22 protein-coding genes are annotated in these 24,128 nt (G+C 60.2%); 13 read left to right on the top strand and 9 right to left on the bottom strand.

Annotated elements, in window-relative coordinates:
• Positions 1-72: 72 nt before the first annotated feature.
• The 6 genes from cysG to AC07OG_RS26210 all read right to left on the bottom strand — a co-directional run bounded on the left by cysG (position 73) and on the right by AC07OG_RS26210 (position 7,717).
• Positions 73-1,467, bottom strand: a complete 1,395-nt coding sequence (cysG, locus tag AC07OG_RS26235; RefSeq protein WP_495068499.1) for a siroheme synthase CysG — start codon at positions 1,465-1,467, stop codon at positions 73-75.
• A complete protein-coding gene (gene serS, locus AC07OG_RS26230) occupies positions 1,468-2,748 on the bottom strand; it encodes a serine--tRNA ligase (RefSeq protein WP_495068498.1) in 1,281 nt (426 codons plus the stop codon).
• 16 nt (positions 2,749-2,764) lie between these two features.
• On the bottom strand, positions 2,765-3,139 hold the full coding sequence (gene crcB, locus AC07OG_RS26225; protein WP_060543573.1) for a fluoride efflux transporter CrcB: 375 nt from the start codon (positions 3,137-3,139) through the stop codon (positions 2,765-2,767).
• A complete protein-coding gene (locus tag AC07OG_RS26220; protein WP_060543572.1) occupies positions 3,139-4,461 on the bottom strand; it encodes a replication-associated recombination protein A in 1,323 nt (440 codons plus the stop codon). Before AC07OG_RS26220 ends, crcB begins: the two co-directional genes overlap by 1 nt.
• Before the next feature lie 154 nt (positions 4,462-4,615).
• Positions 4,616-5,239, bottom strand: a complete 624-nt coding sequence (gene lolA / locus AC07OG_RS26215; RefSeq protein WP_060543571.1) for an outer membrane lipoprotein periplasmic chaperone LolA — start codon at positions 5,237-5,239, stop codon at positions 4,616-4,618.
• Between the two features lie 66 nt (positions 5,240-5,305).
• Positions 5,306-7,717 (bottom strand): DNA translocase FtsK, encoded by a 2,412-nt coding sequence (locus tag AC07OG_RS26210; RefSeq protein ID WP_218424995.1) that lies wholly within the window; start codon positions 7,715-7,717, stop codon positions 5,306-5,308.
• Between the two features lie 306 nt (positions 7,718-8,023).
• On the opposite strand from AC07OG_RS26210, the gene trxB reads away from it, so the two are divergent.
• The 4 genes from trxB to infA all read left to right on the top strand — a co-directional run bounded on the left by trxB (position 8,024) and on the right by infA (position 10,821).
• Positions 8,024-8,983 (top strand): thioredoxin-disulfide reductase, encoded by a 960-nt coding sequence (gene trxB, locus AC07OG_RS26205; protein WP_495068497.1) that lies wholly within the window; start codon positions 8,024-8,026, stop codon positions 8,981-8,983.
• Between the two features lie 62 nt (positions 8,984-9,045).
• Complete coding sequence (gene aat, locus AC07OG_RS26200; protein WP_060543568.1) at positions 9,046-9,726, top strand: leucyl/phenylalanyl-tRNA--protein transferase; 681 nt, start codon at positions 9,046-9,048, stop codon at positions 9,724-9,726.
• A gap of 57 nt (positions 9,727-9,783) precedes the next feature.
• Positions 9,784-10,491, top strand: a complete 708-nt coding sequence (locus AC07OG_RS26195; RefSeq protein WP_060543567.1) for an arginyltransferase — start codon at positions 9,784-9,786, stop codon at positions 10,489-10,491.
• A 111-nt stretch (positions 10,492-10,602) separates the two neighbouring features.
• Entirely contained in the window at positions 10,603-10,821 is a 219-nt protein-coding gene (gene infA / locus AC07OG_RS26190; RefSeq protein ID WP_002553999.1) for a translation initiation factor IF-1, read from the top strand.
• Between the two features lie 238 nt (positions 10,822-11,059).
• Here the strand turns inward: infA and clpA are convergent, their stop codons facing one another.
• Positions 11,060-13,330 (bottom strand): ATP-dependent Clp protease ATP-binding subunit ClpA, encoded by a 2,271-nt coding sequence (gene clpA, locus AC07OG_RS26185; RefSeq protein WP_060543566.1) that lies wholly within the window; start codon positions 13,328-13,330, stop codon positions 11,060-11,062.
• 30 nt (positions 13,331-13,360) lie between these two features.
• Positions 13,361-13,744 (bottom strand): ATP-dependent Clp protease adapter ClpS, encoded by a 384-nt coding sequence (gene clpS, locus AC07OG_RS26180; RefSeq protein ID WP_020799529.1) that lies wholly within the window; start codon positions 13,742-13,744, stop codon positions 13,361-13,363.
• Positions 13,745-13,967: 223 nt separating this feature from the next.
• Between clpS and cspD the strand changes: the two genes are divergently transcribed.
• Positions 13,968-14,234 (top strand): cold shock domain-containing protein CspD, encoded by a 267-nt coding sequence (cspD, locus tag AC07OG_RS26175; RefSeq protein WP_060543565.1) that lies wholly within the window; start codon positions 13,968-13,970, stop codon positions 14,232-14,234.
• 79 nt (positions 14,235-14,313) lie between these two features.
• Here cspD and icd read toward each other — a convergent pair whose 3' ends face one another.
• Positions 14,314-15,570, bottom strand: coding sequence for an NADP-dependent isocitrate dehydrogenase (gene icd / locus AC07OG_RS26170; RefSeq protein ID WP_060543564.1), 1,257 nt, complete (start codon positions 15,568-15,570; stop codon positions 14,314-14,316).
• On the opposite strand from icd, the gene AC07OG_RS26165 reads away from it, so the two are divergent.
• The 8 genes from AC07OG_RS26165 (at position 15,569) to AC07OG_RS26130 (ending at position 23,920) form a co-directional block, all read left to right on the top strand.
• Positions 15,569-15,736, top strand: coding sequence for a hypothetical protein (locus AC07OG_RS26165; RefSeq protein ID WP_495068496.1), 168 nt, complete (start codon positions 15,569-15,571; stop codon positions 15,734-15,736). The genes icd and AC07OG_RS26165 overlap by 2 nt on opposite strands.
• Positions 15,737-16,063: 327 nt before the next feature.
• Positions 16,064-18,289 carry an NADP-dependent isocitrate dehydrogenase gene (locus AC07OG_RS26160; protein WP_495068495.1) on the top strand — a complete coding sequence of 742 codons (2,226 nt, stop codon included), beginning with the start codon at positions 16,064-16,066 and terminating at the stop codon, positions 18,287-18,289.
• Between the two features lie 199 nt (positions 18,290-18,488).
• Entirely contained in the window at positions 18,489-18,935 is a 447-nt protein-coding gene (locus tag AC07OG_RS26155) for an NUDIX hydrolase (RefSeq protein WP_495068494.1), read from the top strand.
• A gap of 59 nt (positions 18,936-18,994) precedes the next feature.
• Positions 18,995-20,128: a tRNA 2-thiouridine(34) synthase MnmA gene (gene mnmA / locus AC07OG_RS26150; RefSeq protein WP_495068493.1), complete on the top strand. Its 1,134-nt coding sequence runs from the start codon at positions 18,995-18,997 to the stop codon at positions 20,126-20,128.
• Positions 20,125-20,748, top strand: a complete 624-nt coding sequence (gene hflD, locus AC07OG_RS26145; protein WP_495068492.1) for a high frequency lysogenization protein HflD — start codon at positions 20,125-20,127, stop codon at positions 20,746-20,748. The genes mnmA and hflD overlap by 4 nt, the downstream gene beginning before the upstream one ends.
• Positions 20,749-20,875: 127 nt before the next feature.
• Positions 20,876-22,246 carry an adenylosuccinate lyase gene (purB, locus tag AC07OG_RS26140; RefSeq protein WP_060543559.1) on the top strand — a complete coding sequence of 457 codons (1,371 nt, stop codon included), beginning with the start codon at positions 20,876-20,878 and terminating at the stop codon, positions 22,244-22,246.
• Between the two features lie 86 nt (positions 22,247-22,332).
• Positions 22,333-23,502 (top strand): ribosomal protein uL16 3-hydroxylase, encoded by a 1,170-nt coding sequence (locus AC07OG_RS26135; protein ID WP_060543558.1) that lies wholly within the window; start codon positions 22,333-22,335, stop codon positions 23,500-23,502.
• Positions 23,495-23,920, top strand: a complete 426-nt coding sequence (locus AC07OG_RS26130; RefSeq protein ID WP_060543557.1) for a GNAT family N-acetyltransferase — start codon at positions 23,495-23,497, stop codon at positions 23,918-23,920. The genes AC07OG_RS26135 and AC07OG_RS26130 overlap by 8 nt, the downstream gene beginning before the upstream one ends.
• Positions 23,921-24,128: the final 208 nt, after the last annotated feature.

Genomic DNA, 24,128 nt, shown 5'->3' with positions numbered 1-24,128 from the left:
GGCCTGCTGCGCAGTCCAGCGGGGGCAAGCCCCCTCGCCACACAAGCCCCGATAGCCCCCCCTCACCACAGATCAGACTTGTGATTGAGCGCCTTCAAACCACGCCAGTTTCTCGCGCAGTTGCACCACCTCACCCACGATCACCAATGTCGGCGCATGCACTTCATGCTCCGCCACCAACCGTGGCAGGTCGGCCAGCGTGCCGGTAAACACCCGCTGGTTGACCGTGGTGCCCTGCTGGATCAGCGCCGCCGGGGTATCGGCGGCGCGACCATGCTTGATCAACTGTTCGCAGATGCTCGGCAAGCCCACCAACCCCATGTAGAACACCAGCGTTTGCGCCGGGGCCACCAGATCGGCCCAAGGCAAATCGCTGGAGCCGTCCTTCAGGTGCCCGGTAACAAAACGCACCGACTGCGCGTAATCGCGGTGAGTCAGCGGAATCCCGGCGTACGCCGCGCAACCGCTGGCCGCCGTGATACCCGGCACGACCTGGAACGGGATGCCATGGGCCGCCAGTTCCTCGATCTCTTCACCGCCGCGACCGAAGATGAACGGATCGCCACCCTTCAACCGAACCACGCGCTTGCCCTGTTTGGCCAGGTCCACGAGTTGCTGGTTGATCTGGTCCTGCGGCACCGCGTGATCGGCGCGACGCTTGCCGACGTAGACCCGCTCGGCATCGCGACGGCACAACTCGAGTATCGCCGGTGCCACCAGACGGTCGTACAACACCACGTCGGCCTGCTGCATCAGGCGCAAGGCGCGGAAGGTCAGCAGGTCGGGATCACCCGGCCCGGCGCCCACCAGATACACCTCACCGGTGGCCACCGTCGCTTCACCATCGATCTTGGCTTGCAGCAGACGCTCGGCTTCACCACCCTGCCCGGCCAGTTGACGGTCGGCAATCGGCCCCTGGAAAACGTCCTCCCAGAATGCGCGACGTTGCTGCACATCCGGGAACAGCTTTTTGACCTGATGGCGAAAACGCGCCGCCAAGCCAGCGAGCTGACCGTAGGTAGAAGGAATCCAGGTTTCGATCTTGGCGCGAATCAGGCGAGCCAGCACCGGCGCATCGCCGCCGCTGGACACCGCAATGATCAATGGCGAACGGTCGACAATCGCCGGGAAGATCACGCTGCACAGGGCCGGCGCGTCCACCACATTGACCGGCACGCAGCGCCGATGGGCATCGGCGGACACCTGCGCGTTCAGCGTTTCGTCATCGGTGGCGGCGATGATCAGGCCACAGCCGTCCATATCCGCCTCGACGTAACCGCGCACAAGGCACTCGCCACCGCTGCCGGCAACCAGCTCACGCAGTTGTGCTTCGATTTCAGGTGCAACCACTCGCAGCAGCGCACCGGCATCGGCCAGCAGGCGGGACTTGCGCAAGGCAATCTCCCCCCCACCGACGACCAACACACGACTGCCGCGAAGGTTGTGGAACAGCGGCAGATAGTTCATTTAGCCGATGACCTCAAGGCCACCCATGTACGGCTTCAGCACCTCTGGCACACGGATCGAACCGTCGGCCTGCTGGTAGTTTTCCAGCACAGCCACCAGGGTACGACCGACTGCCAGGCCGGAACCGTTGAGGGTGTGTACCAGTTCCGGCTTGCCGGTTTCCGGGTTGCGGAAACGCGCCTGCATGCGGCGGGCCTGGAAGTCGCCGCAGTTGGAGCACGACGAGATTTCGCGGTACTTGTCCTGGCTCGGAATCCACACTTCCAGGTCGTAGGTCTTGACCGCGCCGAAGCCCATGTCGCCGGTGCACAGCGCCAGGGTACGGTAAGGCAGTTCCAGCAGTTGCAGGACTTTCTCGGCGTTGGCGGTCAAGCCCTCCAGCGCGTCCATCGACTGGGACGGCTCGACGATCTGCACCATCTCGACCTTGTCGAACTGGTGCTGACGGATCATGCCGCGAGTGTCGCGACCCGATGCACCGGCTTCACTACGGAAACACGGTGTGTGAGCGACGAACTTGATCGGCAGCAGTTTCGAGTCGACGATTTCGCCGGCAACGATGTTGGTCAGCGACACTTCGGCGGTCGGGATCAGGTACAGGTCGGCTTCGCCTTCACGGGCGATCTTGAACAGGTCTTCTTCGAATTTCGGCAACTGACCGGTGCCTTGCAGCGCCGGGGCCTGGACCAGATAAGGCGTGTAGGCCTCTTCATAGCCGTGCTCGGTGACGTGCAGGTTGATCATGAACTGCGCCAGGGCGCGGTGCAGACGGGCGATCGGGCCGCGCAGCAAGGCGAAACGTGCGCCGGACAGCTTGGCGGCGGTTTCGAAATCCAGCCAGCCGAACTTTTCGCCCAGAGCGACGTGGTCCTGAACCGGAAAATCGAAGGCAGTCGGGGTGCCCCAACGGCGCACTTCGACGTTGTCTTCTTCGTCTTTACCGACCGGCACGGATTCGTGCGGCAGGTTCGGGATACCCAGCAGGATCGAGTCCAGTTCGGTCTGGATCGCGTCCAGCTCGACTTTGCCGGCACTCAATTCGCCCGCCATGCGCTCGACGTCCGCCATCAACGGCGCGATATCTTCGCCGCGCTGCTTGGCCTGACCGATGGATTTGGAGCGCGCATTACGTTCAGCCTGCAGTGCTTCGGTGCGGGTCTGGACGGTCTTGCGCTGTTCTTCCAGCGCTTCGATGCGCGCAACATCCAGCACATAGCCACGGGATGCCAGGCGGTCCGCTACGTCCTGAAGGTTGCTACGTAACAGTTTGGAATCGAGCATGTCGGTTTCTCGTTTATCAAAGTTTGGTCAAGGACAGGCCGGCCCAGGTGGCAAGCAGCCCGCCGAATACGCTGAGCGCCGCATAGCCCAGGGCCAGCGGCACTTGCCCGCTTTCCAGCAGGCGCACCGTATCCAGTGAAAAGGATGAAAAAGTCGTCAGCCCCCCGAGGAAGCCGACGATCAACCCGGCACGCACCTCAATCGGCACCTCCGGGCGTAGCAAAAACAGACCGTATAGAACGCCGATCAGCAAACAGCCCACGATATTAACGGCCAGCGTCGCGGTATAGAAGTGCCGCGGCCAATTAGCGTTGATCCAATTGCCCGTGGCAAAGCGCAACAGCGTGCCGGCAACTCCGCCGACGGAAACCGCAACGATCAAGGGAAGCACTATTTTCTCCGCTGTCTTGGGCTTAAACGGTCGAGTTTCGCCAGGTGATTGAGCTTTTCGCCGATCTTCAACTCCAGGCCCCGGGGCACCGGCTGATAGAACGGGATCGGTTCAAGTTCTTCCGGGAAATAATCTTCGCCAGCGGCATAAGCGTCCGGCTCATCGTGGGCATAGCGGTATTCATCGCCGTAACCCAATTGTTTCATCAGTTTGGTGGGCGCGTTGCGCAAGTGCAGCGGCACTTCCAGCGAACCGTGCTCGGCGGCGGCGCGCAATGCCGTCTTGAAGCCCATGTACACCGCGTTGCTCTTGGGTGCGCAGGCCAGATATGTAATGGCCTGGGCCACCGCCAGTTCGCCTTCGGGGCTGCCAAGGCGCTCCTGCACTTCCCAGGCGGCCAGGCACAGGCTCAGGGCGCGCGGGTCGGCATTGCCGATGTCTTCGCTGGCCATGCGCACCACGCGCCGGGCCAGGTACAGCGGATCGCAACCGCCGTCGATCATCCGCGCGAACCAGTACAATGCGCCATCGGGGTTGGAGCCGCGCACCGATTTGTGCAGCGCGGAGATCTGGTCGTAGAACGCTTCGCCGCCCTTGTCGAACCGTCGGCGGGTGTCGCCGAGCAGGCTTTGCAGCAGGTCTGTGCCGATCTCGCTGTTGTCTTCGGCAAGGTCCGAGGCGTTTTCCAGCAGGTTGAGCAGGCGTCGGCCATCACCATCGGCGGCCGACAACAACATCTGGAAGCCTTCGTCGCTGAGCGTCAGGTTGCGCTTGCCCAGACCGCGCTCCTCACTCAGCGCGCGGTGCACCAGTTTGCGCAGGGCCGCTTCGTCGAGGCTTTTGAGCACATAGACGCGGGCCCGGGAGAGCAAAGCGTTGTTGAGTTCGAACGAGGGGTTTTCCGTGGTCGCGCCAATGAAGATCAGCGTACCGTCTTCGACATACGGCAGAAACGCATCCTGCTGGGACTTGTTGAAGCGGTGCACTTCATCGACGAACAGAATGGTGCGCTTGCCGTACTGCCCGGCCTGCTGCTTGGCGATTTCCACCGCCTGACGGATTTCCTTCACGCCGGCCAGGACCGCCGAGACGGTTTCGAAGTGCGCGTCCGAGACTTCCGCCAGCAAGCGCGCCAGGGTGGTCTTGCCCACGCCCGGCGGGCCCCAGAAAATCATCGAATGCAGGGCACCCTGCTCCAGGGCTTCGCGCAAAGGCTTGCCGCGAGCGAGCAGGTGTTCCTGTCCGACGTACTCGTCCAGGTTGGTCGCGCGCAGGCGGGCGGCCAATGGTTGAGCGATCGGAGCGCTGCGAAACAGGTCCATGACTATCTCTGATACCTCAATTGAACACGCCCCCCCCTGTAGGAGCGAGCATGCTCGCGATGGACTCAAGGACACCGCTGGGTGTCAAGCTGCCAACGTTATCGTTGTCGACCATCGCGAGCATGCTCGCTCCTACAGGTACAGGGGTCGCATGTTATTCCTGGATCACATCGGCACCCTTGGGGATGTCGAACTTGAACCGGGAAGCCGGGATCGGCTCGTTGGCCTTGACCCCGGTGAACAGGATATTGGTGCGCTGGCCGACGCTGTCGATCATCTGCATGTCATTGACCAGGCCGTTACGGAACGAAAGGCGCAGGCTGTCGAACAGTGTGTCCTTGGTTTTCGGCTTCAGGGTGAAGTCGATCACGCCGCCGGCTTCCTTGGCGCTGATATCGAAGCTCTGGCTGATCTTCGACACGTCACCGGACAACAACAGGGCCGGGGTCTGGGTCAGGCGCTGATCGAGGTTCTTGATGGTCGCCTGCTCAAGATCCGGGTCCCACAGGGTGACCTTCTTGCCGTCCGAGACCATGGTCTGCTCGGCCGGTGCATTAGTGTGCCAGTAGAACAGCCCCGGACGCTGCAAGGACATTTCACCGGCGGTTTCCTGCAATTGGGTGCCGGTGCCGTCAAGGGTCAGCTGGGAGAAACGCGCGCTCAGGGTCTGGGATTTTTCCAGCAGTTGAGTCAGGCGCGCCACGTCCTTGTCGTCGGCGTGAGCCTGGAGCGTGGTCAAAGCCAGTACCGGCAGCAACAGCATGCGGATCAGACGCATGGGAGTCCTCATAACATTCGTGGGAGTGCGGCAGGTGCCTGAAGACACCTGCCCTTCAATATCAGGTCAGTCGCGCACCGGGCCGGGGGCCAGGACTTCACGCGAACCGTTGGTGTTCATGGAGGTCACGACCCCGGCCATTTCCATGGCTTCGATCATGCGCGCAGCGCGGTTGTAGCCGATCTTCAGCTTGCGCTGCACCGCGGAGATGGACGCGCGACGACTTTCAAGAACGAACTGCACCGCTTCGTCGTACAGCGCGTCAGCCTCAGGATCGTCGCCATCGCCACCGCCGCTGCTGCCTTCGAAGCCACTGCCGGCCTCTTCGACACCGTTGAGAATGTCGTCGTTATACTCCGGCGCACCACGCAACTTCCAGGCTTCCACCACGCGGTGAACCTCGTCGTCGGACACGAATGCACCGTGCACACGGATCGGCAGGCTGGTACCCGGCGGCATGTACAGCATGTCACCGTGGCCCAGCAGTTGTTCGGCGCCACCCTGGTCGATGATGGTCCGCGAGTCGATCTTGCTCGACACCTGGAACGCCATGCGGGTCGGAATATTGGCCTTGATCAGACCGGTGATCACGTCCACCGACGGCCGCTGGGTCGCGAGAATCAAGTGGATACCGGCGGCTCGGGCTTTCTGGGCGATACGGGCGATCAGCTCTTCAACCTTCTTGCCGACGATCATCATCATGTCGGCGAATTCGTCCACCACCACCACGATGGTCGGCAGCTTTTGCAGCAGCGGCGCTTCGTCGTGGATGCTTTCGCGCTTGTACAGCGGATCGCTCAACGGCTCGCCGGCGTCCTGGGCTTCCTTGACCTTGGCGTTGAAGCCGGACAGGTTACGCACGCCCATCTTCGCCATCAGCTTGTAGCGCCGCTCCATCTCGGCAACGCTCCAGCGCAGGGCGTTGGCCGCGTCCTTCATGTCGGTGACCACCGGGCACAACAGGTGCGGAATGCCTTCGTAGATCGACAGCTCGAGCATTTTCGGGTCGATCATGATCAGCTTGGCGTCTTCCGGGCCGGACTTGAACAGGATCGACAGAATCATCGCGTTCACACCCACCGACTTACCGGAACCGGTGGTACCGGCCACCAGCAGGTGGGGCATCTTCGCAAGGTCGGTAATCACCGGCTTGCCGCCGATATCATGGCCCAAGGCCAGTGTGACCGGGGACTTGAAGTTGTCGTACTCGGGGGTCGACAGTACCTCGGAGAAGCGCACGATCTGCCGGTCTTCGTTGGGGATCTCGATACCCACCGTAGTCTTGCCCGGAATCACTTCCACCACGCGCACGCTGGTCACGGCCAGGGAACGTGCCAGGTCCTTGGCCAGGTTGGAGATACGGCTGACCTTGACCCCTGCCGCCGGCTGGATTTCGTAACGGGTAATCACCGGGCCCGGGTGAATCGAGTCAACCGCGACTTCGACACCGAATTCCTTGAGCTTGATTTCCAGCAGATGGCCGACCGCAGCCAGGGATTCAGGCGAATAATTGAGTTGTTTCTTTTCCGCCGGGTCGAGAATCGAGATTGGCGGCAAGGTGCCTTCCACGGCGCTGTCGACGAACAGCGGCGCCTGTTTCTCTTTTTCCACACGTTTGCTTGGCGCGGCCGGCTTGACCGGAGCCGGGGCAATCACCGGCGGCACCTGCTTTTCGCGTTCGGACATGTGCTTACTCAGGGCCTGCTCACGCTCGATCAGGCGTTCCTTGACCTTGGCCTGTTCGCGCTTGTCGGTGACGGTCGGTGCGACCACGTCATGCACACGGTCATCAACCTCTCGCAACTGGGCGACCAGTTGCTTGCGTTCGGCACGGGCGGCCCACCAGCGATTGGCGGCGCCCTGGAACAGTTCGAACAAGTCCAGGGTGATCTTGCCGGTAAGGTCCATCACCTTGAACCACGACAGATCGGTGAACACCGTCAGGCCGAACAGGAACAAGGCGATGAACAACAGCGTGCTGCCCTGGATGTTCAGGGCGGTCCTGGCCAGGTCACCGAGGCTTTCACCCAGTGCACCACCGGCACCGGCCGGCAGACCGGTTGCCGCGTGGAAATGGATATGCGCCAGCGCCGCACCCGAGAGCACCAGGAACACCAGGCCGATCAGGCGCCAGGAGAACAGCCAGCCGCTCCACTGCCACGGTTCGTGACGCTGACGAAAGATCTGATACGTCTTGATCGCCAGCAGCAGCGGGAAGATGTAGGCGAAGTAGCCCAGCACCATGAACAGGATATCGGCGCTGTAGGAGCCCGCAGGCCCGCCGAAGTTCTGCACGTCGTCGATCTTGCTGTTGTGGCTCCAGCCCGGATCATCCTTGCCATAGGTCAACAGGGCCATCATCAGGAACAGGCACAGGGCACCGATGGCGATCAGTGCACCTTCCTTGAGCCGGTAGTGCAGATGTTGGCGCCAGAGCGGAACGACGGCTGGTTTGGGTGCTGCGGTGGATTTCTTCAAAACGCTTCTATTCCTGCGCCAACGGCGCGTCCATCTGTTGATTGACTATAAAAAACTGCCCAATCCAGGCAGGTAAAAAAGTTGCGATGCGTAACCGGGACTACTTTTAACACTGCACAGCGGTTTTTATAAACACGGTATGCACTGCTTTTTAATACAAATGCCTTGATAGCGAGGCATTGTACGGGTTTGTGCGTGCGACGCCATGTTTGCGACCCTTGGGTGTAGCATAGTCAACAGCACATGACATGCAGTTCAATTTGAGCATGCATTCTCTTTTGTGACAAAGGCTTATGAGGTGTTTTTATGAGCACAGCGAAGCATTCCCGCCTGATCATTCTGGGTTCCGGCCCTGCCGGTTACAGTGCGGCCGTGTATGCCGCCCGCGCCAACCTCAAACCGGTCGTCATCACCGGCATACAGGCAGGAGGCCAGCTCACCACCACCGTTGAAGTCGATAACTGGCCGGGCGACGTAGAAGGCCTGACCGGTCCGGTGCTGATGGAGCGCATGCAAAAACACGCCGAGCGCTTTGCCACAGAGATCGTTTACGACCACATTCATACCGCCAAGTTGCAACAACGCCCGTTCGAGCTGACCGGAGACGGCGGCACGTACACCTGCGACGCGCTGATCATTGCCACCGGCGCGTCGGCGCAGTATTTGGGCCTGCCCTCTGAAGAAACCTTTGCCGGCAAAGGCGTTTCCGCCTGCGCCACCTGTGACGGCTTCTTCTATCGAAATCAGGTAGTGGCCGTCGTTGGCGGCGGCAACACGGCGGTCGAGGAAGCCCTTTACCTGTCGAACATCGCCAGGGAGGTGCATCTCATCCATCGCCGCGACAAGTTGCGCTCCGAGAAAATTCTCCAGGACAAACTCTTCGAGAAGGCCGCCAACGGCAATATCCGCCTGCACTGGAACCAGAACCTGGACGAAGTGCTCGGTGATTCCAGTGGCGTCACCGGTGCCCGCTTGCGTGACAGCCACACCGGCGCAACCAGCGAATTGTCGCTGGCCGGGGTGTTTATAGCCATCGGCCACAAACCTAATACCGACCTGTTCGTCGGCCAACTGGAGATGCGCGACGGCTATCTGCTGGTCAAGGGTGGCAGCGAAGGCGATGCCACCGCCACCGCCATTGCCGGCGTGTTTGCTGCGGGCGACGTGGCCGATCACGTCTATCGCCAGGCCGTGACCTCTGCCGGCGCGGGCTGTATGGCCGCACTGGACGCCGAGAAATACCTGGACGACATTCCTGTCGTTTGAAGGCAAACTCAACGGCGGGACAACACCCGCCACTGCCCTCCCCTTCTGCAAGCCCGGATGCCATGCTGACTTGGTTACAACGCAACTCCCTGAACTTTCCACCACTGGAAAAAGCCATGCGCGACCCCAACGGGCTGCTGGCTGCCGGTGGCGATTTGTCCGCCGACAGGCTGATCAACGCCTATCGCCATGGTTGCTTTCCGTGGTTTTCCGAAGGCCAGCCGATTCTCTGGTGGTCGCCCGACCCGCGCACGGTACTGTTTCCTGACGAACTGCACGTCTCGCGCAGCCTGAACAAGCTGCTGCGCCAACAACGCTATCAAGTGACCTTCGACCAGGACTTTGCCGCCGTCATCCGCGCCTGCGCCGCGCCACGGGAATACGCCGACGGCACCTGGATCACCGACGCAATGCAGGACGCCTACATAGAGCTGCACAGGCGTGGTCATGCGCATTCGGTGGAAGTCTGGGACCAGGACGAACTGGTCGGTGGGCTGTACGGACTGGCGATGGGACAGCTGTTTTTTGGCGAGTCGATGTTCAGCCTCGCCGACAATGCCTCGAAATTCGGCTTTGCCACCCTGGTGCGGCATCTGCAAGACTCAGGCTTTGTCCTGATCGACTGCCAGATGCCCACCGATCACCTGCACAGCCTCGGCGCCCGGGCGATTCCCCGCCGCGAATTCGCCGCCTACCTTGCCAGGCATCTGGATCAACCCAATGGTGCCACCTGGGTTTGCTGAGCGACTTTTGCCGCCGTGGCTTACACTTAATCAAAAGCTTATTCCCGAGGGTTGATCATGACCGAGTTGGCGCGTCTGAAGTTCTATGCCACTCAGCCGCACTCTTGCAGTTACCTGCCCGAGGAGCAGGCCACCACCCTGTTCCTGGACCCTAGCCAGCCCATGGACGTGCATGTCTATGCAGACCTGTCGGAGATGGGGTTTCGTCGCAGCGGCGATCATCTCTACCGACCGCATTGCCAGCATTGCAATGCGTGCGTTCCGGCGCGCATTCCCGTGGCTCAATTCACGCCGAACCGCCAGCAGAAACGCATCCTCAAGCGCAACGCGGATCTGCAGGTACGCCCGGCCAAGCCGGGGTACAGCGAAGAGTACTTCGACCTTTATCAGCGCTATATCGAGCAACGCCACGCCGATGGCGATATGTACCCGCCGAGCCGCGATCAGTTTTCGACCTTCCTGGTACGCGACCTGCCGTTCTCCCGATTTTACGAATTCCGCCTGAACGGCCAGTTGCTCGCGGTTGCCGTCACCGATTTACTGCCCAACGGTTTGTCGGCGGTCTATACCTTCTACGAACCCGCCGAAGAGCGTCGCAGCCTGGGACGTTTCGCGATCCTGTGGCAAATCGCCGAGACCCGCCGCCTGGAACTGGAAGCCGTCTACCTTGGCTACTGGATAAAAAACTGCAAAAAAATGAGCTACAAGACTCAATATCGCCCTATCGAGCTGCTGATTAACCAGCGCTGGGTGGTTCTGAACTAGAGCATTCCCTAAACCCCTTGGCTTGAACCCCACTTTTCGGGCACAATGCACGCCGCTTTTGCCTGGCGCAGTTGCACCGGGCCATTCATTGGACACCGAGGGCTTTACTGCATGTCGAAAGAAGACAGCTTCGAAATGGAAGGCACTGTCGTCGACACCCTGCCCAACACCATGTTTCGTGTGGAGTTGGAAAATGGGCACGTCGTAACCGCGCACATCTCCGGCAAGATGCGCAAGAACTACATCCGTATTCTTACCGGCGACAAAGTGCGCGTAGAGCTGACTCCCTATGACTTGAGCAAAGGGCGCATCACTTACCGCGCCCGTTAATCAAGTCAATACAAGACGCCCGGCCTATGCCGGGCGTTTTTGTTTGCCTGGGATTTGATGCAGCACACCAGGTCAATGTGGGAGCGGGCTTGCTCGCGAAGGCGATCTGCCTGACACAGGGATGCTGAATGTGCCGACGCTTTCGCGAGCAAGCCCGCTCCCACACTGGATTTGTGTATGACCTGCAGACAGCAAAAAGGCGCCTTTCGGCGCCTTTCTGTTTTGTTGCGGCTTAACGTCAAGCCATCTCGGCCGTGGTCTCGAACTCGAAGGTCAGCTCACCATCCTTGATGTCGATGTGCACCACACCACCATGTTCGGCCAGTTCGCCAAAGAGGATCTCCTCCGCCAGCGGACGCTTGATCTTGTCCTGGATCAGGCGAGCCATCGGACGAGCGCCCATGGCCGAGTCGTAACCACCGGCTGCCAGCCAGCTGCGGGCGGCATCGGTGACTTCCAGCAACACACGTTTGTCTTCCAGCTGCGCCTGAAGCTCGGTGAGGAACTTGTCCACCACGCTCTTGATGACCTCATGACTGAGGCGACCAAACTGGATAATGGTATCCAGACGGTTGCGGAACTCTGGCGTGAAGCTCTTCTTGATCACTTCCATCGCGTCGGACGAGTGATCCTGGAACGTGAAACCGATCGAAGCTCGGGCTGCGGTTTCGGCACCGGCGTTGGTCGTCATGATGACGATCACGTTACGGAAATCCGCCTTGCGCCCGTTGTTATCGGTCAGGGTCCCGTGGTCCATGACCTGCAGCAGCAGGTTGAAGACTTCCGGATGCGCCTTCTCGATTTCATCGAGCAACAGCACGCAGTGTGGCTGCTTGGTGATGGCTTCGGTCAGCAGACCGCCCTGATCGAACCCGACATAACCCGGAGGCGCACCGATCAGACGCGATACGGTGTGGCGCTCCATGTACTCGGACATGTCGAAGCGAATCAGCTCGACGCCCAGCGCCTTGGCCAGTTGACGCGCCGCTTCGGTTTTACCGACACCGGTCGGCCCTGCGAACAGGAACGAACCGACAGGCTTGTCAGGCGACTTCAGGCCAGCGCGCGACAATTTGATCGCGGTCGCCAGCGAGTCGATCGCCGCGTCCTGACCGAACACGGTCAGCTTCAGGTCACGCTCAAGGTTACGCAGCAGTTCCTTGTCGGAACTGGTGACGTGTTTTGGCGGAATTCGCGCAATTTTCGCGACGATATCCTCGACTTGCGGCACTTCAATGCGCTTGACGCGCATTTCCACCGGCTGCAGGCGCTGATAGGCACCCGCCTCGTCGATGACATCGATGGCCTTGTCCGGCATGTGCCGGTCATTGATATAGCGCGAAGCCAGTTCGGCAGCGGCGCGCAGAGCCTCATCACTGTATTCGATATTGTGATGGGACTCGAAGCGCCCCTTCAGTCCGCGCAGAATGCCGATGGTGTCTTCCACCGAAGGCTCGGACACGTCGACCTTCTGGAAGCGCCGGGCCAGGGCACGGTCCTTCTCGAAGATTCCGCGAAATTCCTGGAACGTGGTCGAGCCGATGCAACGGATATCACCCGACGACAGCAACGGCTTGAGCAGGTTCGAGGCGTCCATGACGCCGCCAGAGGCGGCACCGGCACCAATGATGGTGTGGATTTCGTCGATGAACAGGATCGCCTGCGGGCGTTTTTTCAGTTCATTGAGCAACGCCTTGAAGCGCTTCTCGAAATCACCGCGGTATTTGGTACCGGCCAGCAAGGCTCCCAGATCAAGGGAATACACCACACTGTTGGCCAGCAGGTCCGGCACCTGGTTGTCGACGATGCGCTTGGCCAGGCCTTCGGCAATCGCGGTTTTACCCACGCCCGCCTCGCCAACCAGCAGCGGATTGTTCTTGCGCCGACGCGCCAGGATCTGCGCTACGCGTTCGACTTCCAGCTCACGCCCCACCAGTGGATCGATCCGACCCTGGCGCGCGAGTTCGTTGAGGTTGCTGGCATAAGCATCCAGAGGATTGCCCGAGGAAGAAGATTCACCGCCCTCGTCGTCCTGCATATCCTGCTCACCTTCAGAGTGATCGCCATGCCCCGGCACCTTGGAAATGCCATGGGCGATATAGTTGACGACATCGATGCGCGCAACGCTCTGCTGTTTAAGCAGGAACACTGCCTGACTCTCTTGCTCACTGAAGATCGCGACCAGCACGTTGGCGCCAGTCACTTCGCGTTTGCCCGAGCTCTGTACGTGAAACACGGCACGCTGCAGTACACGCTGGAAGCCCAGGGTTGGCTGGGTTTCGCGGTCCTCGTCATGAACGGGGATCAGTGGCGTGGTGGAGTCGATGAACTCCTGCAGGTCATGCTTGAGTTTGTCGAGGTTCGCGCCGCACGCACGCAAAACGGTGGCGGCAGCCTCATTGTCCAATAGGGCCAGCAGGAGATGCTCGACGGTCATGAATTCATGACGCTTCGAGCGTGCTTCCTTGAAGGCAAGATTGAGGGTGACTTCGAGCTCGCGGTTTAACATAGCTTCACCTCATACCCAAGTGTCCGGCGATTAACCGTCCTTCTCGATTTCACAGAGTAGCGGATGCTGGCTTTCCCTGGCGTACTGGTTGACCTGCATGGCCTTGGTCTCGGCGATGTCCCGGGTAAACACTCCACATACTGCCCGCCCTTCTGTGTGGACGGCCAGCATGACCTTGGTCGCCAGCTCGCGATTCAGGTTAAAAAACACCTCGAGCACTTCGACGACGAAATCCATCGGTGTGTAGTCATCATTGAACAAAACCACCTTGTACATCGGCGGTGCCTGTAAAGCAGGCTTGGCCTCCTGAACAGCAATGCCTGCGGAATCGTCGTCGTGTTCCTCCGGGCGATCCTTCTGGAGAGTCGGGCGATCCTGATTGAATGTTAGTCGAATCTGGCTGATTGCATGCATGGAAAGAAAGGTTCGTCTGTTGTTCAATTACAGTGGTGGGGGCGGCTATCAGCGTTTTCAACTCCGAGTGCCGGGTCTGCTTGACTATCGGCAAAACGGTGTTACAACCAATAGAGCCCACAGTGGGTAAAAAAGGTCCGCGGAGTCAATCTTATTTTCAGATACGACTGCGGATGTACTGGATGATACTCCAGTGATGGAGTCTGTTGCAGAGGGAGTTGGTATGTCAGGCGTCAAGGTCAGCGGCAAGGTCAAATGGTTCAACAACGCCAAGGGTTACGGTTTCATAAATGAAGACGGCAACACAGACGATCTGTTTGCCCACTTTTCCGCCATCCAGATGGATGGCTATAAAACCCTGAAAGCCGGTCAAGCTGTTGTATTCGAGATTATCCAGGGGCCCAAGGGCCTGCACGCAGTCAACATCGGCAACCCCGTGGACAGCCTGAATTCCACGGCACCCGCTGCACAACAGACCGTTACGGCTTAAGACCACACCGTCATCCCAGTCATAAAAAAACCGCCCGGCTCGATTGAGCCGGGCGGTTTTTTGCATGACTGCCGCTCGCTTACATGTGCGAGATCAGCGCATCGCCGAAGCCGGAGGAAGAAACCAGCTTGGCTCCGTCCATCAGGCGCTCGAAATCATAGGTCACGGTCTTGGCGGAAATCGCCCCGTTGGTGCCCTTGATGATCAGGTCGGCCGCTTCGGTCCAGCCCATGTGACGCAGCATCATCTCTGCCGACAGGATCAGCGAACCCGGGTTGACCTGGTCCTTGCCCGCGTATTTCGGTGCAGTACCGTGGGTGGCTTCGAACATGGCCACGGTGTCGGACAGGTTGGCGCCCGGCGCAATACCGATACCGCCCACTTCCGCCGCCAGGGCGTCGGAGAGGTAGTCGCCGTTGAGGTTCAGGGTCGCGATGACATCGTATTCAGCCGGGCGCAGCAGGATCTGCTGGAGCATGGCATCGGCGATGGCATCCTTGACGACAACGTTCTTGCCGGTTTTCGGGTTCTTGAACTGCATCCACGGGCCACCGTCGAGCAGGGTCGCGCCGAACTCTTCAGCCGCCACTTCGTAGGCCCACTCTTTGAAGGCACCTTCGGTGAACTTCATGATGTTGCCTTTGTGCACGATGGTCAGCGAGTCGCGGTCGTTGTCGACCACATACTGCAGCGCCTTGCGCGCCAGACGCTTGGTGCCTTCCAGGGACACCGGCTTGACGCCGATACCGCAGTTTTCATCGAAACGGATCTTGGTGACGCCCATTTCCTCTTTAAGGAACTTGATGACCTTGGTCGCCTCCGGCGAACCGGCCTTCCATTCAATACCGGCGTAGATGTCTTCGGAGTTCTCACGAAAGATCGTCATGTCGACGTCGCCTGGCTTCTTGACCGGGCTCGGCACGCCTTCGAACCAGCGCACCGGGCGCAGGCAGACGTACAGGTCCAGTTGCTGGCGCAGTGCCACGTTCAACGAACGGATGCCGCCACCGACCGGAGTCGTCAGCGGGCCCTTGATCGAAACCACGTAATCCTTGACTGCGTCCAGGGTTTCCTGAGGCAGCCAGGTGTCCTGATCGTAAACCTGGGTCGCTTTTTCCCCGGCGTACACTTCCATCCAGGAAATCTTGCGCTCGTCGCCGTAGGCCTTTTTAACGGCAGCATCGACAACCTTGATCATGACGGGGCTGATATCAACGCCAATACCGTCGCCTTCGATGAAGGGAATGATCGGGTTATTCGGAACATTGAGAGAATGGTCTGCATTGACGGTGATTTTGTCGCCGACAGCTGGAACCTGAATCTTCTTGTAACCCATGCTGAACTCCATTGATTGGATTGAACATCTGGCTTGGTTCGAGCGTAACCCAGTTAAATCGGCGCGCAAACCCTATGTTCCTGTCATCTGCGGTAAAGCCTTGCAACGGGCGCACTACAAGCTTGAAAGCAAAGGCAAAAATACCAAAACCCGGGATAAGCATTGACCTTGCACCGACCCCGCTCCTGCGACCTTTAGACCAATGGACGAGAATCATTGCATCTGAAGCATCGGCAGAATGCCAGCTACCTATGTATAATGCGGCCGCTGACTAAAGGGTCACGACGGCGGAACGGCTCTACGACGACAGTTTCCGCCCGGCAAGCCGGCCTGCTACAGCAGCCCGGCCACTTGACGCCCTACTGATGCACCCAACATCACAGCAACGAAATCTCGATATTCGGCTCATGGATGACTTTGAACGAACGCGCTTACCCGGCGCCCCTCGAGTTTCTGCGCACGCTTTAGCAAAGAAGAGAGAGTTAATCCGAATATGCCCACCCGCTCGAAGATCATCTATACCTTCACCGACGAAGCTCCTGCCCTCGCCACCTATTCACTGTTGCCTATCGTAGAGGCTTTCACCGCCTCGGCTGATATCGCCGTGGAAACCCGCGATATCTCTCTTGCAGGACGCATCCTGGCCAGCTTCCCCGAGCAACTGGGTGACAAAGCCGTAGCCGACCACCTCGCCGAACTGGGCGACCTGGCCGTTACGCCTGAAGCCAACATCATCAAATTGCCGAACATCAGCGCCTCGGTACCGCAACTGCAAGCCGCGATCAAAGAGCTGCAAGCTCAGGGCTACGCACTGCCGGACTACCCGGAAACCGTCACCTGCGACGCCGACAAAGACGTCAAGGCGCGCTACGACAAGATCAAGGGCAGCGCCGTGAACCCGGTTCTGCGCGAAGGCAACTCCGACCGTCGCGCCCCGCTGTCGGTGAAGAACTACGCTCGCAAGCACCCGCACAAGATGGGCGCCTGGGCCAAGGACTCCAAGTCCCACGTCGCGCACATGAGCACCGGTGATTTCTACGGCAGCGAAAAAGCCGCCCTGATCGACGCCGCTGACGCCGTGAAAATCGAATTGATCGCTCAAGACGGCACGACCACCGTCCTGAAGGCAAAGACCAGCGTTCAGGCTGGCGAGATCCTCGACTGCGCCGTGATGAGCAAAAACGCCCTGCGTAACTTCATCGCCGCTGAAATCGAAGACGCCAAGGCTAATGGCGTACTGCTGTCGGTTCACCTCAAAGCCACCATGATGAAGGTCTCCGACCCGATCATGTTCGGCCAGATCGTTGCCGAGTTCTATAAAGACGCACTGGCCAAGCACGCTGACGTGCTGGCACAGATCGGCTTTAACCTGAACAACGGCATCGGCGACCTGTACGCTCGCATCAAGGCCCTGCCGGCCGAGCAGCAAGCAGCCATCGAAGCCGACATCCAGGCGGTCTACGCTGCTCGTCCGTCGCTGGCCATGGTCAACTCCGACAAAGGCATCACCAACCTGCACGTGCCGAGCGACGTTATCGTCGACGCCTCGATGCCGGCCATGATCCGTGACTCCGGCAAGATGTGGGGCACCGACGGCCAGCTGCACGACACCAAGGCGGTGATCCCGGACCGTTGCTACGCCACTATCTACCAGGCTGTGATCGCTGACTGCATCGCCAACGGCGCCTTCGACCCAACCACCATGGGCAGCGTGCCGAACGTTGGCCTGATGGCTAAGAAAGCCGAAGAGTATGGCTCCCACGACAAGACCTTCCAGATCAAGGCTGACGGCGTGGTTCGTGTGACCGACAGCAAAGGCACCCTGCTGATGGAACAGGCTGTTGAAGCCGGTGACATCTTCCGCATGTGCCAGACCAAAGACGCGCCGATCCAGGACTGGGTCAAGCTGGCCGTCAACCGTGCCCGCGCAAGCAGCACCCCGGCCATTTTCTGGCTGGACCCGATGCGCGCCCACGACGGCGTGGTGATCGAGAAAGTTCAGGCTTACCTGAAGGATCACGACACCGCCGGCCTGGACATCCAGATCATGGCGCCAGTCGATGCAATGAAGTACACCCTGCAGCGCACTCGCGAAGGCAAGGACACCATTTCGGTAACCGGCAACGTACTGCGCGACTACCTGACCGACCTGTTCCCGATCATGGAACTGGGCACCAGCGCCAAGATGCTGTCGATCGTGCCGCTGATGAATGGCGGTGGCCTGTTCGAAACCGGCGCCGGTGGTTCGGCTCCGAAACACGTTCAGCAACTGCTGGAAGAGAACTTCCTGCGCTGGGACTCCCTGGGCGAGTTCCTCGCTCTGGCCGCGTCCCTCGAGCACCTGGGTGTTACTTACAACAACCCGAAGGCGCTGGTTCTGGCCAAGACCCTGGATCAGGCCACCGGCCAGTTCCTGGACAACAACAAGTCGCCATCGCGTAAAGTCGGCAACATCGACAACCGCGGCAGCCACTTCTACCTGGCGCTGTACTGGGCTCAGGCCCTGGCTGCCCAGACCGAAGACACTGCACTGCAAGCGCAGTTCGCGACCCTGGCCAAGACTCTGACCGAGAACGAAGCAACCATCGTTGCCGAGCTCAACGCCGTTCAGGGCAAGCCAGTGGACATCGGCGGTTACTACCACGCCAGTGCCGAGCTGATCAGCAAGGCCATGCGCCCGAGCGCAACCTTCAACGCAGCGGTTGCAGCGTTGGTTTAAGGTTGTAAGGGAACATCACAAACCCCGGCCATGTGCCGGGGTTTGTGTTTTTGGCCCCACCAAAGATCCAATGTGGGAGCGGGCTTGCTCGCGAATGCGGTTTATCATTGAACATCTCCATTGACTGAACCGCCGCTTTCACGAGCAAGCCCGCTCCCACATTGACCGTGTTTCAATATTCAGAATTTGAGGAAACTTCATGGACTGGAAACCCCACATCACCGTCGCCACCATCGTCGAAGACAACGGCCGCTTCCTGATGGTCGAGGAACTCAAGCACGGCCGCGTGGTGCTCAATCAGCCTGCCGGCCATCTGGATCCGAATGAAACCCTGACCGAAGCCGCCGTACGCGAAACCCTCGAAGAAACCGGCTGGGACGTCGAAGCCACCGGCGTGGTGGGAATTTATCTCTACTCCGCCCCAAGCAACGGCGTGACTTATCAGCGAGTCTGCTTCATCGCCAAACCGCTGCAACACCGCCCCGATTACCAACTGGACGACGGCATCGTCGGCGCCAAGTGGCTGACCCGCGACGAATTAATCGAGCAGCGCGACCATTGGCGCAGCGAGCTGATCATCCGCTGCATCGACGATTACCTGGCCGGCCATCACTTCGGCCTCGAACTGATCCGTCCTTCTCTTTAGCCTTGCAGGCTTGAGCCTGTTAGAATCTCGTCCTTTTTCAAGACACTCATTGAATCCCTATGCGTGATCCAGCCCCTTCTGACACACAAAAGAAGCGCGTCATTGTCGGCATGTCCGGCGGCGTGGACTCTTCCGTTTCCGCCCTTCTGCTGATCGAGCAGGGATATGAGGTGGAAGGCCTGTTCATGAAGAACTGGGAAGAAGACGACGGAACCGAATACTGCACCGCCATGGATGATCTGGCGGACGCCCAGGCCGTGTGCGACAAGATTGGCATCAAGCTGCACACCGCCAACTTCGCCGCCGAGTACTGGGATAACGTGTTCGAGCACTTCCTGGCCGAATACAAGGCCGGCCGCACGCCGAACCCGGATATCCTGTGCAACCGCGAGATCAAGTTCAAGGCGTTCCTCGACTACGCCATGATGCTTGGCGCCGACCTGATCGCCACCGGTCACTACGTGCGTCGCCGCGACATCGACGGCCGCACCGAACTGCTCAAGGGCCTGGACGCGAACAAGGACCAGAGCTACTTCCTGCACGCCGTCGGCGGCGAGCAGATCGCCAAGACCCTGTTCCCGGTCGGCGAACTGGAAAAACCCGAAGTGCGCGCGATTGCCGAGAAATACGAACTGGCGACCGCGAAGAAAAAGGACTCCACCGGAATCTGCTTTATCGGCGAGCGCCGCTTCAGTGACTTCCTCAAGCAGTACCTGCCGGCCCAGCCGGGCGAGATCAAGACCACCGAAGGCGAGATCATCGGCCGTCACCACGGCCTGATGTACCACACCATCGGCCAGCGCCAGGGCCTGGGCATCGGCGGCTTGAAAGATGCCAGTGACGAGCCGTGGTACGTATTGATCAAGGACCTGGAACACAACGAGCTGATCGTCGGCCAGGGCAACGATCACCCCTGGCTGTTCTCCCGCGCCCTGCTCGCTTCGGACATCTATTGGGTTAACCCGATCGACCTGAGCCAGCCGTGCAGGCTGACCGCCAAGGTCCGCTATCGCCAGAGCGACCAGCCCTGCACCCTGGAAAAGACCGCCACCGGTTACCGTGCGACTTTCGATGACCCGCAGCGCGCAGTCACCCCGGGCCAGTCCGTGGTGTTCTACGACGGCGAAATCTGCCTGGGCGGCGGCGTCATTGAAGTGGCAGAGCCATGGACCAGTAAAGGCCAGGCGCAATGACTCCCACCCAGGAACAACTGACGGCGCTGGGCGGCGTGTTTCTCGCCGCCGTGCTGGTCGACAAGATCGCCAAGACCGGCCAGACCAACGAAGCCGGCCTGACCTGCATGCTGGGTAGCCTGTTGATTCGCGATCCCAAGGACACCCTGGAAGTCTACGGCGGCGACGATATCAATCTGCGCGAAGGCTATCGTGCCTTGATCGGCGCCCTCGAACGCGATCCAAGCGCCCTGCAGCGCGAACCCTTGCGTTATGCCCTGGCCATGCTTGGCCTGGAGCGTCAGTTGACCAAGCGCGGCGACATGCTCGACGTGATCGGTAAGCGCCTGCCGCAAATCCAGTCCCAGGTCGAACACTTTGGCCCGGCTCACGAAAACGTGATCGCCGCCTGTGGCGCGCTGTACCAGGATACCCTGAGCACCTTGCGCCAACGCATCCAGGTGCACGGCGACATGCGTAACCTGCAACAACCGAGCAATGCCTCGAAAATTCGCGCCCTGCTGCTCGCCGGTATCCGTTCGGCACGCCTGTGGCGGCAGCTGGGCGGGCATCGCTGGCAGCTGGTGGTCAGCCGGCGCAAGCTGCTCAAAGAGCTTTATCCGCTGATGCGCAGCAGCTGAACCGCGCCCGCAACATGCTTTTGTAATCTGTAACGCGTAATACGCCGGTCAGTTGGCGACGGACCGGCGGATTTTTTCATGTATGATACGCGCCCCATTTCGTTGCCCGACTGTCCGAGAACACCCCATGCAGCTTTCTTCGCTCACTGCGGTTTCCCCTGTTGACGGCCGCTACGCCGGCAAAACCCAGGCCCTGCGCCCAATTTTCAGCGAGTACGGCCTGATCCGTGCCCGAGTCCTGGTTGAAGTGCGCTGGCTCCAGCGCCTGGCCGCTCACCCTGCCATCAGCGAAGTGCCGGCGTTCTCCGCGCAAGCCAACGCGGTGTTGAACACCCTGGCGGAAAACTTCTCTCTGGAGCACGCCGAGCGCGTCAAAGAGATCGAGCGCACCACCAACCACGACGTCAAAGCCATCGAATACCTGCTCAAGGAGCAGGCGGCCAAGCTGCCGGAACTGGCCAAGGTCAGCGAATTCATCCACTTTGCCTGCACCAGCGAGGACATCAACAACCTGTCCCACGCCCTGATGCTGCGCGAAGGCCGTGATGATGTGATGCTGCCGCTGATGCGCCAGACCGCCAACGCCATCCGCGAACTGGCCATCCGTTTCGCCGACGTGCCGATGCTGTCGCGCACCCACGGTCAGCCGGCCTCGCCGACCACCCTGGGCAAAGAACTGGCGAACGTGGTTTACCGCCTGGAGCGCCAGATCGCTCAGGTCGCTGCCGTTCCGCTACTGGGCAAGATCAACGGCGCTGTCGGCAACTACAACGCCCACCTGTCGGCCTACCCCGAGATCGACTGGGAAGCCAACGCCCGCGCCTTCATCGAAGACGAGCTGGGCCTGGGCTTCAACCCGTACACCACGCAGATCGAACCGCACGACTACATCGCCGAGCTGTTCGACGCGATCGCGCGCTTCAACACCATCCTGATCGACTTCGACCGCGACATCTGGGGCTACATCTCCCTGGGTTATTTCAAGCAGCGCACCATCGCTGGCGAAATCGGTTCGTCGACCATGCCGCACAAGGTCAACCCGATCGACTTCGAAAACTCCGAAGGCAACCTGGGCATCGCCAACGCACTGTTCCAGCACCTGGCGAGCAAACTGCCGATCTCCCGCTGGCAGCGCGACCTGACCGACTCCACCGTACTGCGCAACCTCGGTGTCGGCTTCGCCCACAGCGTGATCGCGTACGAAGCCAGCCTCAAGGGCATCAGCAAGCTGGAGCTCAACGAGCAGAAAATCGCCGCTGACCTGGACGCCTGCTGGGAAGTCCTGGCCGAGCCGATCCAGACCGTGATGCGCCGCTACAACATCGAAAACCCGTACGAGAAGCTGAAAGAATTGACCCGCGGCAAGGGCATCAGCCCGGAAGCGTTGCAGACTTTCATCGACGGCCTGGACATGCCGGCCGCCGCCAAGGCAGAGCTGAAGTTGCTCACCCCGGCGAACTACATCGGTAACGCTGTAGAGCAAGCCAAACGTATCTGATCGACCGCAAGACCCCTTTGAGACGCCCGGCAGCGCCGGGCGTTTTTATTCCCGTATGAAAAGTGCATTTTTTCAATAGGTTACACATGAATCCTGACACTCCTCTGCAACTTCTCGGCGGTATCACGGCACGGGAATTCCTGCGCGACTACTGGCAGAAAAAACCACTGCTGATCCGTCAGGCAATTCCTGATTTCGAAAGCCCGATCGACGCCGACGAACTGGCCGGCCTGGCACTGGAAGAAGAAGTCGAATCGCGTCTGATCATCGAAAACGGCGAACGCCCGTGGGAATTGCGCCGCGGTCCGTTTGCCGAAGACGAATTCAGCAAATTGCCGGAGCGAGAGTGGACCCTGCTGGTTCAAGCCGTGGACCAGTTCGTACCGGAAGTCAGCGAACTGCTCGAACATTTCCGCTTCCTGCCGAGCTGGCGCATCGACGACGTGATGATCAGCTTCGCCGCCCCGGGTGGCAGCGTGGGTCCGCACTTCGACAACTACGACGTGTTCCTGCTGCAAGGCCATGGCAAGCGCAACTGGAAGATCGGCCAGATGTGCGATTCCGATAGCGCCCTGCTGCAGCATGCCGACCTGCGCATCCTCGCCGACTTCGAAGCCACCGATGAGTGGGTCCTGGAACCGGGCGACATGCTGTACCTGCCACCGCGCCTGGCCCACTGCGGCGTTGCAGTCGATGACTGCCTGACCTATTCGGTTGGTTTCCGCGCACCGAGCGCCGCTGAAGTACTGACCCACTTCACCGATTTCCTCAGCCAGTTCCTGCCGGATGAAGAGCGCTACACCGACGCCGACGCCCTGCCGGTGGCGGATCCGCACCAGATCCAGCATGACGCCCTCGACCGCTTGAAAGGCCTGCTGGCCGAACACATGAGCGACGAGCGCCTGCTGCTGACCTGGTTCGGCCAGTTCATGACCGAGCCGCGTTACCCGGAACTGGTGGTCGGGCCGGAAGATCTGGAAGAAGACGACGTGCTCAGCGCACTGGAAGAAGGCGCCGTGCTGATCCGCAACCCGAGCGCACGCCTGGCCTGGTCGGAAGTCGACGACGACCTGCTGCTGTTCGCCAGCGGCCAGAGCCGCTACCTGCCAGGCAAGTTGCGCGAACTGTTGAAGATGATCTGCGCCGCCGACGCGCTGCACATCGACAACCTCGGCGCCTGGCTGAGCGACGAAGACGGCCGCAGCCTGCTGTGCGAACTGGTCAAGCAAGGAAGCCTGGGGTTCGCCGATGAATAAGATTCACGTAAGTGTCGCAGACTGGCAAAAGGACAACGCCGAGATCCGGCGCATTCGTGAGACGGTGTTCGTCGCCGAGCAATGCGTGCCACCCGAGCTGGAATGGGACGCCGATGACGCGACCGCCGTGCATTTCCTGGCGTTCGAAGGCGACTTTCCGATCGGTACCGCCCGCTTGCTGCCCGACGGGCACGTTGGCCGGGTATCGGTACTCAAGGACTGGCGCGGCCTGAAAGTCGGCGATGCACTGATGCATGCAGTGATCGGTGAAGCCGAGAAGCGCGGGCTCAAGCAGCAGATGCTCAGCGCCCAGGTGCAAGCCACGGCGTTCTATGAGCGCCTGGGCTTTCGCATGGTCAGCGAGGAGTTCCTGGAAGCCGGGATTCCTCATGTGGACATGGTTCGCCATTCGGCCTGAGCCCTGTGATGAAGAGGTCCTGCGTCATGGCGGGCCTCTGTGTCATGGAGGGCTTGTGTGTCACAGAAGGCTTGTGTGCCATAGAGGGCTTCTGTGTCATAGAGGGCCTTTTTGTCATGGAGGGCTTGTGTGCCTATAGGGGCCGCTTCCGGCCTAGAGTGAGCTGATTATTCCTAGTAAATACAGGCCTGTAGCGGACTGGAAAGCT

This window comes from Pseudomonas sp. GW821-FHT09H03, from assembly GCF_059415945.1.
This window is presented reverse-complemented; position numbering and strand designations above follow the sequence as displayed.